The organism is uncultured Pseudoteredinibacter sp. (assembly GCF_947502065.1).
GTDB lineage: Bacteria > Pseudomonadota > Gammaproteobacteria > Pseudomonadales > Cellvibrionaceae > Pseudoteredinibacter.
This window is the reverse complement of record NZ_CANMYE010000005.1, coordinates 215,753-228,511: the sequence shown is the minus strand read 5'-3', so window position 1 is coordinate 228,511 and position 12,759 is coordinate 215,753. Positions and strand designations below refer to the sequence as shown.

Annotated in this window: 12 protein-coding genes; 6 read left to right on the top strand and 6 right to left on the bottom strand. The window is 45.1% G+C overall.

Annotated features, from left to right (window positions below; translation table 11 throughout):
* Window positions 1-183 precede the first annotated feature (183 nt).
* Genes Q1A41_RS14375 through Q1A41_RS14365 form a run of 3 tightly spaced genes read left to right on the top strand, consistent with a single transcriptional unit; the run spans window position 184 to window position 2,546 of the window.
* Window positions 184-726: a VOC family protein gene (locus Q1A41_RS14375; RefSeq protein ID WP_299980401.1), complete on the top strand. Its 543-nt coding sequence runs from the start codon at window positions 184-186 to the stop codon at window positions 724-726.
* Window positions 727-738: 12 nt separating this feature from the next.
* On the top strand, window positions 739-2,349 hold the full coding sequence (locus Q1A41_RS14370; protein WP_299980399.1) for an FAD-dependent oxidoreductase: 1,611 nt from the start codon (window positions 739-741) through the stop codon (window positions 2,347-2,349).
* Window positions 2,350-2,360: 11 nt separating this feature from the next.
* Window positions 2,361-2,546, top strand: coding sequence for a DUF2783 domain-containing protein (locus Q1A41_RS14365; RefSeq protein ID WP_299980397.1), 186 nt, complete (start codon window positions 2,361-2,363; stop codon window positions 2,544-2,546).
* 88 nt (window positions 2,547-2,634) lie between these two features.
* On the opposite strand, the gene Q1A41_RS14360 is transcribed toward Q1A41_RS14365, so the two are convergent.
* The 5 genes from Q1A41_RS14360 to Q1A41_RS14340 form a co-directional block, all read right to left on the bottom strand.
* A complete protein-coding gene (locus Q1A41_RS14360) occupies window positions 2,635-4,161 on the bottom strand; it encodes a trypsin-like peptidase domain-containing protein (RefSeq protein ID WP_299980395.1) in 1,527 nt (508 codons plus the stop codon).
* Entirely contained in the window at window positions 4,158-4,766 is a 609-nt protein-coding gene (locus Q1A41_RS14355) for a hypothetical protein (protein ID WP_299980393.1), read from the bottom strand. Before Q1A41_RS14355 ends, Q1A41_RS14360 begins: the two co-directional genes overlap by 4 nt.
* 122 nt (window positions 4,767-4,888) lie before the next feature.
* Entirely contained in the window at window positions 4,889-6,085 is a 1,197-nt protein-coding gene (locus Q1A41_RS14350) for an MBL fold metallo-hydrolase (protein WP_299980391.1), read from the bottom strand.
* A gap of 106 nt (window positions 6,086-6,191) precedes the next feature.
* Complete coding sequence (locus tag Q1A41_RS14345) at window positions 6,192-7,187, bottom strand: MBL fold metallo-hydrolase (RefSeq protein ID WP_299980389.1); 996 nt, start codon at window positions 7,185-7,187, stop codon at window positions 6,192-6,194.
* A gap of 82 nt (window positions 7,188-7,269) precedes the next feature.
* A complete protein-coding gene (locus Q1A41_RS14340; protein ID WP_299980387.1) occupies window positions 7,270-9,567 on the bottom strand; it encodes a molybdopterin-dependent oxidoreductase in 2,298 nt (765 codons plus the stop codon).
* A gap of 215 nt (window positions 9,568-9,782) precedes the next feature.
* Here Q1A41_RS14340 and Q1A41_RS14335 point away from each other — a divergent pair, with 215 nt between their 5' ends.
* The 3 genes from Q1A41_RS14335 to Q1A41_RS14325 all read left to right on the top strand — a co-directional run bounded on the left by Q1A41_RS14335 (window position 9,783) and on the right by Q1A41_RS14325 (window position 11,013).
* Complete coding sequence (locus Q1A41_RS14335) at window positions 9,783-9,986, top strand: hypothetical protein (protein ID WP_299980385.1); 204 nt, start codon at window positions 9,783-9,785, stop codon at window positions 9,984-9,986.
* A 158-nt stretch (window positions 9,987-10,144) separates the two neighbouring features.
* Complete coding sequence (locus Q1A41_RS14330) at window positions 10,145-10,798, top strand: methyltransferase domain-containing protein (protein WP_299980383.1); 654 nt, start codon at window positions 10,145-10,147, stop codon at window positions 10,796-10,798.
* A 50-nt stretch (window positions 10,799-10,848) separates the two neighbouring features.
* Window positions 10,849-11,013 carry a hypothetical protein gene (locus tag Q1A41_RS14325; RefSeq protein WP_299980381.1) on the top strand — a complete coding sequence of 55 codons (165 nt, stop codon included), beginning with the start codon at window positions 10,849-10,851 and terminating at the stop codon, window positions 11,011-11,013.
* Between the two features lie 45 nt (window positions 11,014-11,058).
* Here Q1A41_RS14325 and Q1A41_RS14320 read toward each other — a convergent pair whose 3' ends face one another.
* On the bottom strand, window positions 11,059-12,750 hold the full coding sequence (locus Q1A41_RS14320; RefSeq protein ID WP_299980379.1) for a methyl-accepting chemotaxis protein: 1,692 nt from the start codon (window positions 12,748-12,750) through the stop codon (window positions 11,059-11,061).
* Window positions 12,751-12,759: the final 9 nt, after the last annotated feature.

Genomic DNA, 12,759 nt, shown 5'->3' with positions numbered 1-12,759 from the left:
AATTCTCATTTGAAATGAATTAACGCACAGAAATCTACATAAAACCCCTATCAAAGCCCTTCCACTGCCTTCTCGGCTGGCCAAGCAGTACGATAAACAGCCAAAACCATTCAAAAACCCCTTCACATTAGTTTCATTTGAGAATACTATTGGTTTCAAATAAGACGATTGACAGGAATAACCATGATCAATATTAAGCAAATCCACCATGTCGCTTATCGCTGTAAAGATGCCAAGGAGACCGTGGAGTTTTACCGTGGCGTTCTCAATATGGACTTTATCTTAGCAATCTCAGAGGACAGGGTGCCCTCTACCAAGGAGCCCGATCCCTATATGCATCTGTTTATGGATGCCGGCAATGGCAATATCTTGGCTTTCTTTGAGATCCCAAACTCCCCTCCAATGGGCCGCGACCCTAACACCCCTGACTGGGTGCAACACATTGCCTTTGAGCTCGAAAGCGAAGAAGAACTACTTGCAGCCAAAGCCGAACTAGAAGGCAAGGGTCTTGAAGTTGTCGGCCCGACAAACCACGAAATCATTAAGTCGATCTACTTTTTCGATCCTAATGGGCACCGTCTAGAGCTGACAGTGCGAACAGACAAGGCCGGACAAATCGAAGAACTAAACCGTATCGCCCCAGAGATGCTTGAAGAGTGGAGTCAAAAGAAAACCACGGTAAAGCAAGCCGCTTGGCTGCACAGCGATGAATTCTCAGAAGACTAAGAGGGTAAACAGATGCTAAATACTTATGATTATCCTGAGTTCGACTACCAGCAATCAGCAGAGCAGCAATCCGGTGAGCTTAAAAGACACCCTGTGGTGATTATTGGGGCTGGCCCAATTGGTCTTACTGCCGCTTTGGAGTGCGCCGCCCAGGGCATTCCTACCGTGGTGCTTGATGACAACAATACCGTCAGCATTGGCTCTCGTGCCGTTTGCTACGCCAAGCGCCCGCTCGAAATTTGGGATCGCCTAGGTGTTGCTAGCCCAATGGTTGAAAAAGGCATTAGCTGGCAAGTCGGCAAGGTTTTTTTCAAAGAGAAGCTGGCCTATCAATTTGACCTGCTGCCAGAGCAAGGTCACAAAATGCCCGCCATGATAAACCTGCAGCAGTACTATCTTGAAGAGTACATGGTCAATGAGTGCGAACGCCAAGAACTTATCGATTTACGCTGGAAGCATAAGCTATTAAGCATTTCCCAAAATGACGATATCGCCACCTTAGTTATCGAGACCCCAGACGGTGTCTTTAATATGGAAGCTCAGTGGGTAATTGCCTGTGATGGGGCCAACAGCGATACCCGAAAAATGTTAGACGGAGACTTCTCTGGTCAATTCTTTCAAGACCGATTTCTGATTGCAGATGTGGTCATGAAAAACGACTTTCCAACCGAGCGTTGGTTTTGGTTTGATCCTGTCTTTCATAAAAACCAATCAGCACTTTTGCACAAACAATCCGATGATGTTTGGCGGATCGATTTTCAACTAGGTTGGGATGCAGACCCAGAGGAGGCTAAAAAGCCTGAAAATGTTATTCCTTTGCTAAAGCAAATGCTGGGCGATGACTGCGAGTTTGAACTTGAATGGGTTTCGGTCTATCAGTTCGCTTGCCGTCGAATGGACAAATTCCGCTATGGAAGAGTATTGTTCGCCGGTGACTCTGCCCACCAAGTTTCGCCATTTGGCGCTCGTGGTGCCAACACAGGTGTACAAGATATCGATAATCTTGGCTGGAAGCTAAAGCTCAATCTCCAAGGCAAGGCGCCCATTGAATTATTAGATAGCTATAGCGAAGAACGTGTCTTTGCTGCCGATGACAATTTAATGAACTCTACTCGCTCGACGGATTTTATCACTCCCAAAAGTAAGAGCAGCCGTGTTTTTCGCGATGCAGTTTTACAACTGGCAGAAAAACACGAGTTCGCCCGCCCCTTAGTCAATAGTGGTCGACTTTCAACTCCAACCCCCTATTTACAGTCCAGCTTAAATACCGAAGACGAAGATTCGTTTTCAAACTGCATGGCACCTGGAACGAATTGCGCTGATGCCCCCATTACCATCTCAGGACATAGTAGCTGGCTACTGAATCATTTAGGTGGCCAATTTAAACTACTAATCATCAATGAAGATGCTGCTCACAGCGTAGAACAAGGCGGAGTTAAAGCAGACACACTAAAACTAGGTGCCGACTTCGAAGACCCTGAAGGTTTAGTCAGTCAACGCTACGACGGCGATCAGGGTGCGGTGTATCTAATACGCCCCGACCAACACGTTGCCGCCAGATGGCGTAAGTTTGATGAGGCTAAAATTAAAGCAGCAATCGCAAAAGCTTGCTGCCAGCATTAATGGGAGGGAATATGAGATTACAACTTCAATCCAATATTACAAAACCCGACAACTTCTACAATCACCTTATTGATATGCAACGAGACTTAAGCGAAGAAGAAGTTCAAATGATGAACGCCAAACTGATTCTCTTACTCTCAAACCATATTGGTGAAGAAGAGGTTTTATTTGAAGCTATGGATCTTGCAAAGCCATAGAGTATAAAAAACTATAGCGTGCACGTTTTTAATCTACATTCAAATGTAGAGCGCTTATAAAAAAGCCCCTTTAAAAGGGGCTTTTTAATTAGTCTATTAAAGGCTGATTCAACCAATCGTAAATATAATACAAGAGGCCAGACCCGGCGCTATCGGCCTCTACTGGATCAAGACCTGCACCTGCAATTATTTTCGCCTGCAAATCACTAACCTGCTGCTTCGCACGGCTGGTAAAATCCATCTGGCTGGCTTTAATATTCAGCTTATCAAGCGCATCTTCGATAGGTATCAAGTAGTTGATATTTAACGATGTACCTTCACGGGTCATAACTCCAGACACACTAATGGCGACAAGCTCACCATTTTTATTAAATACAGGGCCACCTGAATTACCAAAGTTAATCGCTGCATCCGTTTGGATATAAGACATGCCTCGCATTTCACGCTTAGCCGACACAATACCACGTGTAATAGTGTGACTAAATTTCATATCCAATGGCGTTCCAATGACAAACAAAGAAGCCCCTATATCAACACCTTTTTTGCTAATAGGCACTGGATTTGGAACATAAGGTGATTCAACTTTTAGCAAGGCAACATCACGAATGGCATTCTTTTGAATTACTTTCGCTTTGAAATCATCCTTACCCGAAATGACCCTACACTCTTTTTCATCACCCACAACATGAGCATTTGTTAACACATAGCCATCTTCACCGATATAAACACCACTACCATGGCCCGAAGACATTTTAATGATCGCCGTGCGATACTTCAGTGACTTTGCAGCATCTTCAAAAGATTTAAACTCATTCTTGTAGTTAACCTTTACATCAATCGATTCAGCATCTAGCTTGGCAACCTTGTTTTTATCCACTGCCTCACTAATCGCGTCTACGAAGCTCTCGTCGGCAAGCATATTTTCGGTAGCCATTTTCAGTGCGGCATTAAAACTCTTAGAACGACCTTCGGAGCGAGCAACTTCAGATATTCCATGATGAGACCCTTTGGTTTCAAAAACCAAAACCGTTTCGTCAAGCAGTGGATCTCGTAAAGTCCATTCAATCTTAATATAAGTGCTGTCTTTTGAAGATTTTCTCGCCTTACTTTTGACACAGGTATTAATGAAGACTTTTTTGATCCTAGCGGTCAAATCCAAATCCCCCGCCTCTCGGACTGGCACTCCAGTACGGGCAAGGTAGCCATGAGATTCAAAGACCTTGTTAATTTTCGGGCCGACATAGTCCTTATCTAAGCGGACATAACCTTTTACCCAATACAAATCAACAGGAGCCCCGCAAACAACTCGCCCAATAAGCACGTCTTCACTTTCTGACTTTGGCAGATCCAGAGTGAAATCGCTCAACACAACACCGCGTGTTGTGGCTTTACCCGAATATGAAATGGGGGTTAACTGCTCGGCAACAGGCACCGCATATTTATCTTTAATATTGATGACTTCCGACTGTTGATCTGCTTGTGCCATTTTCGACTTATCGCCGTAATGCACTACACCATTTTTATCTTTCCATTTATAAATCTGAGCATCAACTGCGCTACTTACTATAGAAAGCAGCGCAATAGCGAATAGAGTTTTCATTGAAGCTGCCATCATTCACGATTCCATGTCATTAGTCGATAAACACCCAGTATAAAAATCACTAAGCCTATAGCGGTTCCTCGACGCAGGAGGGATTCGTCAAAGGGAGGAAATACAAACAAAAGACTTGCACCAATCAATGAATAGCTGATGCCACTGAGACTACGCTTCATAGCACTAAAACTGACTCGCTTTTGGAAACTGTGAAGCTCTTTTTCTTCGACTCGTTCAGTCGGCTTGTGCTCGAACGCATCGGCTACTGTTGCGCTGGTCTGCATCGCTGCTTTGGGCTCTTCCTTATCCACGAGAGCCATACTAAATGCAGGCACTGCTGTTTGCTTAGTTGCCGGCTCAACTTGGGGCTTAGGGGGACTGGTTTGGACTTTACTATCACTGGAGACAACCCGGCTTTGCGCACCAATCTTTGCCAGTTTTAGCTGCAGATCCTGTGCTTGCTCCAGTGTTATTCCCTTTTTAAGGGGAACGGGGTTTCCAGAAAATAGCTTTCGAAGCTGAGCATCATTGAGCCTCATTGATTGCTGCAAACGATGCTGTACCTGCTGAGATGTAAAACCTTCTATTACCTGGCCGCGAAATACTACGTTATACGACTCGCTCATGCCTAAATTCATCCTTGCCTTGATTCGATGGCCCCTATAAAACGAGCGGCCAGAGCAACAAGCAATTTAACAAGGAAAGGACTACATGGCAATTAGCCTTGCTAGATTAGTGATTTTCACCCTTAGCGATACGGTTTCAGCAGTTCATCAACCTTTGTCGACCAGACTGTGTAACTATCTGCACCTTGCCAAGGCACCTTGGGCCACCAGCGTTCTTGAATAGGTGTTGCAGGTTCAAACGGTTGCCCAGGTATTGGAATGATGATCTCTTGAGAGAGGCCTTTGTTCTTGGCCGCCTGCAACAGACGCTCTATCGGCTCTACCCAACTATGCCTTGATAGATTAAAGCCAGCCCAATGCACAGGAAGCATGGTTTTAGCATTTAGCATTTGATGCGCTATCAAACCCTGCTCTGGCCCCAAATGATTGTCTCGCCACAAAGGGTTGTAAGCGCCGATTTCAACAATCGATAAATCAAAAGGCCCAAGGCGCTTACCCACCTCAAGAAAGCCCTCATGCATAGCCGTATCACCACTATAAACTACTGAGCTTTTCGGCCCAGCAATCGCCCAACCAGACCACAAGGTTAACTTATGATTGCTGCGCGATGCCGTACGCCCAGAGCTGTGGCGGCTCGGAATGGAGGTAATTTTTAAATCACCTACTTGCTGATTATCCCACCAATCCATCTCATGGATATCTTCTGGCGCAACCCCCCAATAACGAAGGTGAGAACCTACTCCCAATGGTACATACCACTGTAGACCTTTTTCTTTTAGCTGCTTTACCGTTGCCATATCCAGGTGATCGTAGTGATCATGCGATATCAAAACGGCATCAATATCTGGTAAATCCTCTAAGGCTAAAGGCGAAGGGTAGAAACGTTTAGCCCCCAAAAAGCTAAAGGGTGAGGCTCGCTCCGACCATACAGGATCGATGAGAACATTTTGGCCATCCACCTCCAGCAGCAAAATTGAATGACCAAGCCAAGTTACCCGCAAACCAGATTCGGGCTCTTTAGAGAATATATCGGTATTAGTGGCTGCTATTTCCAAGCGTGGATTAGGCTCTACATCTGGATTTTGATTCAAGAACATCGATTTCAGGGCCTTCCAGCCGTCAACCGGTTGTTGTGCGAGTTTATTTTTGAAATGTGTGCCGTCCCATTGAGGGGAGGCCTTGATGGGTCCAGCTACAGCCTCGTCATTAAGATCGGGCAGCTTTCCAAAAGAGCTACAAGCCGCAATAAAAATAGTAGTGATAGCAATGGTGCTGAAAACAAATAGGTATTTTAATGGCTGTAGAAGCTTTCTTAACATTTTAATGATCTTACAGTGCAGATTTTTAAAAGAGCACTGTAAGATCTGGCTTGGCAAGGCACAAGTAAGTTAGTGTTAAGGCTTACTGGCAGCGAACTTTCAATCGCTAGTTCTTTGCCCAGCGCACCAGATTACTCAAAGATTTTTGTACACCGTTTAGCGGCTGAACAATGTAGTTTTCAGCCGTCAACTGACCTTCCTCATTGGCTTGCAGTTGTTGATGTAGGCCTTGTAAATCCTCAAGGCTCATGGCCATCGAAGCTTCATCTGGCTGATAGAGGCTGCCAATTTTATACACCTGGCCTGCCTGCTGGCCCATTTCAACATGCGACCCCAACACATAAGAGACTGGTTTAGTTTTGGCGAACTCATAAATCTTAGCGATACTCTGTTTATAGTCAGTCCAGTTTTTTACATACAACATTCCTGGGTAGAAACTGTCGCCAGTTAGCAGCCAATTGGTATGGCTATCATAAACTGTAATCGCTTCTTCTTGGTGCCCTGGAGTTTTTAGTAGACTCAATTCACGATCGCCCAAATCGATTTTAACTTCTTGCTTGCTATAAAAGTCCTCAAAGGAATCTTTATTTGCTGCCACAAGTTCAACATTTGCAAGCTTAGAAAAGGCCGAATCACCCGCGGTATGATCACTATGATGATGGGAGTGAATAACCAGCAGCTCTGAGCTATTTCCATATTTTGACAACAGCTCTTGTACCAGCTCTGCTAACTCTTGACCTTTCGTAGGCTCATCAGCACCCGTATCCAATAATAGGTTTTTATTTTTACCTAGCATCAAATACATTATTGGTGCTTCAAAATTGCTACATTTGTTTTGGCGAATGATAAAACTATGCTTGTCGTACTGATGAACTTCGTAATTGGACAAGATGGACTCTTTTATCAATCGAGCGCTACAATCCTCTTTGCCTGAGCTCCACTGTTTATTCTCTAAGTCTTGGCCGTAAGACATACGAATCACATTGGAATAATTAAAATCTATTCCACTTAAAGATGATGGAGATGACTTAGTGGATGTGTTGGCACAGGCGGCCAAACTGACAGAACTAAAAGCTATTGCTATGGCTAGAATTTTCTTCACGATTTATCCCTCATCTGGTTTATGAAAACTTAGACGAGAGATAAATCGAAACGGTTTAAAATATTTTCCGACCGCCTTTAAATTAACAAATACTTACTTTTGCCGGTACAAACTTATGTAGCGGAGTGCCAATAAATTTGTCGCGATGGAGCACACTGGTTAGCTCATTGACATAGACACCAGTATCTTCCAACTCATTGTTCTCATTTACAAAGCGCATCCCCTGGCCATTGGGAACCGAGATAGTCCCTAGGTGCATGCGCTCATCGAAGGCAAGCTCTACTTCCGCCTGTCCGGTTTGGGTTTCTAGCTTTACCCTAATGCCTTCTTCAAAGCCATGTTGTGCAGCATCATCTGGATGCATAGTAAGTGCCATAACAGCCTTGCCTTTCGCCCACTTTGGATCTCGAATATTGCAGTTTGCTGTGTAAGCTCTGCGAACTCCGGCAACTAAGGCAAAAGGGAACTCCTCGGAAGTCTTATGTAATGGCTGCAGCTTATCTAGCTCGTCCACTTCATCCAAAAGCTCGCCAATTAACATTTGCAGTTTATTATCGGCATGGGGAATTCTAGACCAGCTTTCTTCATAGGTAGAGATGCCGATTTCTACGGCCGTTGGACTATCAACCAAAGCCTGATACAAATCTGTACCCGCACTTGGGCCGCTAAAGCCTGCCCGTGCAGCTTCAGCACTGTGCTTTAAGACATACATCTGGCACAGCCCCCAAATTGCGGCTGTTGAAGCCTGCCCATCAGGCAGTGAGGGCCCCAAGCTGCGATATAAAACATAAGGCAAGTAAGAGGCTATCTTCCTATTGCTGCCCATTTGATTAAACAGCTCAGCTTGGTAGGCGGTAAAGCCATCTTGTGCAGCAAGCTTTAAGCTATCGAGCTCATCACTTTCGAATACTTCGAGCGCCTCAATTAGGCGAGCGTGCATTTCAGGTTCAGCCAAAGTATTGGGCATTGGCTCAATTAACGGCTGACGAAGATGGAAAATATTGGCTGGGAAGTTTCTTGGAAAAAACGTCGCTTCCCACTTTTCATATTGGCTCGATGCCGGCAGCACATAGTCACACTCCAGTGCTGTTTCGCTCATTACCACATCGATAGCCAGACTAAAATCCAAATGGCGCAAGGCCTTTCTCATTCGGCCGGCATCCGATAGGGAGTGCACTGGATTTGAACTTTCTACTATCAGTGCTCGCGGGCGTTTAGGATCATCATTCAAAACTTCCTCAGTAAGATAGTTAGCAGGGAACAATCCACTGACAATCGGAGCCCCAGTTACCGGAAGGGTGCGGCGCTCTGTCTCATACCCGTTTTCATCCACTGGGCCATAGTCGACTGCGATCATTTCAGCCAACTGGGTAAACATGCCGATGGTGCCTGGGCGCCCATAATTACCATTCATCAACATTAATAGAAAGTTGAGATAAGTTACCAAAGTCGAGTGTGGTGCCATTTGCACACCAATATCTTCTTCCAGAGCAAATGATTGCGCCTTGGCGATAACCTCAGCTGTTGACTTAATTTGAGCAGGACTAATACCAGAAAACTCAGCATAGCTATCGACATCGATGGTTTTAAAACGTGCGATAACCTTTTCATAGCCATGGGCGTGTTTTGCCAGCCAGTCCATGGGCAGAAGATTACTTTGTATGATGTGCGCCAGAATGGCCGATAAACACCAAGCATCACGACCTGGTCTCACCGCCAGATGAATATCAGCATGGTCTGCTGTCTCACTGCGCCGAGGGTCAACTACAATCAACGTACGATTAGGGTCTTTCTTTATTTCCCTCAAAAACAAACGAGCACGATCTAAGCCATTACTCATAAAAGGATTTTTGCCAACAAACATCGCCACTTCAGCATGGTGCACTTCGGGATGTACCAAGCCACCAATCATGCGGCTAAATACCCATGACAGGCCAGTCTTTTCCTGTGAGATAGCACTGCTCTTATATCGAATTCCCAGAGCCTTGCGCAGGCTGGTGGCGTAAGCACCCCCCAAGTGATTCCCCTGGCCGCCACCGCCGTAGTACATTATTTTATCGCCACCATGTTCATCTCTAATGGCGCTTAACTTCGACGCGATTTCGCTAATGGCGGTATCCCAATCAATGGGCTCGTAGCTGCCATCGGCTTTACGCCGCATAGGGCTGTTAATTCGTGCTGTGCTATTTTGGTAATAATCGATCCGAGAAGCTTTATTACAAATATAACCCTGTGATGTTGGGTGTTCTTTATCGCCACGGACTTTCAATATTTGTCGCCCGTCTTCACCCCCGAGCTTGAATTGTACGCCGCAGTTTACAAAACATAGGTTACAGGCAGTGCTATGCCATTCCTCGTTGACTTGCTCTGGCTTGCTCATCTTCTCTTACCTTTAGGCTGAACCCGCAGCTGTCCCCAGGGATGCGCTTATTGTGGTGTACACATAGCGGCGAGGTTCTTTTTGTTATTATTCATCTCTAAGCTCACGTTCAATTGGCTGACCGCAATGCTATTGGTATCTTTTTGGAACTCACAAATCATATGGGGCTCTAGCAGGGACTGTCAAGCGCTCAAAACATTAGAGGCGAGGGAAGCATGACTGAAATCTACGATCAAATTGGCTCTCAATACCGACAAGGTCGCATAAGTGACCCAGCCATTGATGGCTTTATTCAAGGCCATGCGGACATAAATAGCCGCACCTTAAATATTGGGGCGGGAACTGGATCGTATGAATCTAGGGCACCTCTGACTAATGGCGTTAGTGCTCAGCGGAGGTCTAAAGCGCCCAGATACTAGGCATGCTTTGCTGCTAATGGCCTTAGTCCTTAGCAAAAAGCATTACGACGTAGATGGATGCTTTAGGCTCCGCCCTGCGGGGTCTACAGACAAGCTCACAGTTGTTGTTACAGCCTCTTGACGTACGGCCAGTATGCCTTCGAGTCTGCGCCTAAACTGTGAACTTGTCTGAAGGCCTGAGCACCAACGCCATTAGTCAGAGGTGCCCAAGCTTTGAGGAGCTTATTGCTCTGGAGCCATCCTGGAGAATGATCCAACAACGTGCCCCAAGCGCCCACCGCGCTATTCAAGCTTATGCTGAAGCCCTGCCCTTTGGGGATAATTCTTTCGACCAGTGTCTTACGGTTCTCTCAATACACCATTGGCAAAACCGCTTTCTAGCCTATGAGGAGATTAAACGCGTTACCGAGCGGCGCTTTATTGCATTGAGCTGGAACCCCGATGCAACACCCTATTGGCTACTGCAAGACTATCTTCCAGAGCTCTACGACATAGATCGAAGTATCTTTCCAAAGATCGATGAGCTAGAGGCCCATTTCCCCAATATTCAGATATATCCCTTGGCCATACCAGCAAACTGCCAAGACGGTTTTACGGCCGCTTACTGGGCTAGGCCAGAGGCCTATCTTGATGACAAGATAAGACAAAATATGTCGTCATTTAGCAAGATAAAGAATGCCGATAAGGGCTTGAAAAGATTAGCCGAAGATCTCAAAAGTGGTCATTGGAACCGCAAGTATGCTAGCCTGCTGGAACAAAGCCATTTGGATGTGGGCTATTTCCTTGCTGTGTGGGAAAAGCCATTAACATGAATGTCTAACAGGCTTAATCTAGAAATGCGGCCATTAATTTAGGAGCCATCATGTCGAAATATCTTCCTTGGGGTATCGTAATCGGTTCTCTCGTCGGGCTTTTTGCCGGCATCTTTTGGTTTGAAATGGGCTTAGCCTTGCTTGCGGGTACAGCGGCAGGAATTATTATTAGCGCTTTTCTTGCATCCTTAAAACCTGGCAAACAAAGCAGTTAGATAAACGATAACTATCTAACCGCCCGCAACCTAACTGCCCGCAACTTAAACTTTAAACTGGGCGATTATGCCAGCAAGTTTATGTTCGATGTTTTGTAAGTCTTGAGAAGCTTCTAAAAGCTGCTCGACTCCTTGCGCAGAGCCTTCAGCTATTGCCGTTACTTTTTCCACATTATGCGATATCTCGGCTGTCACTGATGTTTGCTCTTCAGCCGCTGTCGCAATTTGATTATTCATACTGCTTATTTCACCAACAGAATCTGAAATGGTGAGCAAAGATTCGTTCACATGTTCGATTTGCTGAACCGTATGCTCACGTTTTGATAAGCTATTCGCCATGACTTGCACGGCTTCCTTGGTTCCGTTCTGCAAGCCTTCGATCATTTCATGAATTTCATTGGTGCTTTGTTGGGTTCTATTTGCGAGCACGCGAACTTCATCAGCAACCACCGAAAACCCTCTACCTTGCTCACCAGCTCTGGCCGCCTCGATGGCCGCATTCAAAGCCAATAAATTAGTTTGATCAGCAATTTCATTAATAACATCCACAATATCGCTGATCTTCTCGGCATTGCTCTGCAAAGAAGTTGTCACCTCTGAAGCTTTGTTGATTTCATTAGAGAGATCATTAATTGCCGCTACAGTGTTTATAACCGTTTGCTTTCCTGTTTCTGATTCTTGATCGGCATTTTTTGCAGATCCCGCCGCCTCAGCCGCATTACGCGCGACTTCTTGTGCCGCGAAAGCTAATTGCTGCACAGCGGTTGCAGCTAAGGTAGTCTCTTCTTTTTGTTGCAGAGAACTGTTTTGCGTGACTTCTACAACTTGATTAGTTTTTGCAATAGACTCACCTAAATCGTCGATGCTTAGTTTCAACTCAGTGATTAAAGTTTGCATCTTATCTGCAAAGCTATTGAAGCCTTGTGAAATTTTTCCTACTTCATCCTTGCTCTTGACAGGCAAACGCAAGGTTAAATCACCTTCTCCTCGACTGATATCTTCAAGCGCTTGGGCCGTTGCTTCCAATGGTTTAACGACTCTCGAGGTTAACAAGAAGGCACATCCAATCGAGATTACTACTAGTACGGCGCCAATAGCCGCAATCAGTAACATAGTATGTTTTATTTCTGCTTGGGTATTAGCACGTGTAGCTTCGACAGCCCTATCAATATCATCCACATAGAAGCCCGTCCCTATCATCCACTGCAAACTTGGGATTGATTCTGCATAACTCATCTTCGGAGCTTCTGTTTCAATTGATGGCTTTAGCCATAGGTAATCCACATAACCGCCACCACTTTTAGCCTTTGAAATTAGCTCGTAAATCAATCTTACGCCGTTTTTATCTTTTAGATTGATTAGGTTCTGCCCTTCAAGACTTCGATTAGGTGCGGTAGCAATATTGATTCCTTCATAATCATAAACAAAGATATAGCCGTCTTTCTTTTCACCAAAACGCATAGATCTCAGGGATTCAGCAACTTTTTCTTTCAACTGGTAATCAGAAAAAAGCGCTTCGTTTTTTAGAATTGGCTCCACCGCCGTTTGCGCCATAGCGACATAATTTTTTAGGTTTTCACGCTTTAATTGCGTCATAGACTCACGTATGTCTTTAACTTCTAATTCACCAAGATCATTAAGGCGAAGATTGACATAGGCCATCACAGCCAGCACTACCAATATTATGGGTACAGCCGTAAGTAATAGAATTTTTTGTTTAATTGAGATAGCTTTCATTGGGGCACC

Excerpts from the sequence above, each read along its gene's own strand:
- Q1A41_RS14350 (WP_299980391.1), bottom strand. The coding sequence starts at position 6,085 with ATGTTAAGAAAGCTTCTACAGCCATTAAAATACCTATTTGTTTTCAGC.
- Q1A41_RS14355 (WP_299980393.1), bottom strand. The coding sequence starts at position 4,766 with ATGAGCGAGTCGTATAACGTAGTATTTCGCGGCCAGGTAATAGAAGGT.
- Q1A41_RS14365 (WP_299980397.1), top strand. The coding sequence starts at position 2,361 with ATGAGATTACAACTTCAATCCAATATTACAAAACCCGACAACTTCTAC.
- Q1A41_RS14360 (WP_299980395.1), bottom strand. The coding sequence starts at position 4,161 with ATGATGGCAGCTTCAATGAAAACTCTATTCGCTATTGCGCTGCTTTCT.
- Q1A41_RS14325 (WP_299980381.1), top strand. The coding sequence starts at position 10,849 with ATGTCGAAATATCTTCCTTGGGGTATCGTAATCGGTTCTCTCGTCGGG.
- Q1A41_RS14370 (WP_299980399.1), top strand. The coding sequence starts at position 739 with ATGCTAAATACTTATGATTATCCTGAGTTCGACTACCAGCAATCAGCA.
- Q1A41_RS14375 (WP_299980401.1), top strand. The coding sequence starts at position 184 with ATGATCAATATTAAGCAAATCCACCATGTCGCTTATCGCTGTAAAGAT.
- Q1A41_RS14335 (WP_299980385.1), top strand. The coding sequence starts at position 9,783 with ATGACTGAAATCTACGATCAAATTGGCTCTCAATACCGACAAGGTCGC.
- Q1A41_RS14320 (WP_299980379.1), bottom strand. The coding sequence starts at position 12,750 with ATGAAAGCTATCTCAATTAAACAAAAAATTCTATTACTTACGGCTGTA.
- Q1A41_RS14340 (WP_299980387.1), bottom strand. The coding sequence starts at position 9,567 with ATGAGCAAGCCAGAGCAAGTCAACGAGGAATGGCATAGCACTGCCTGT.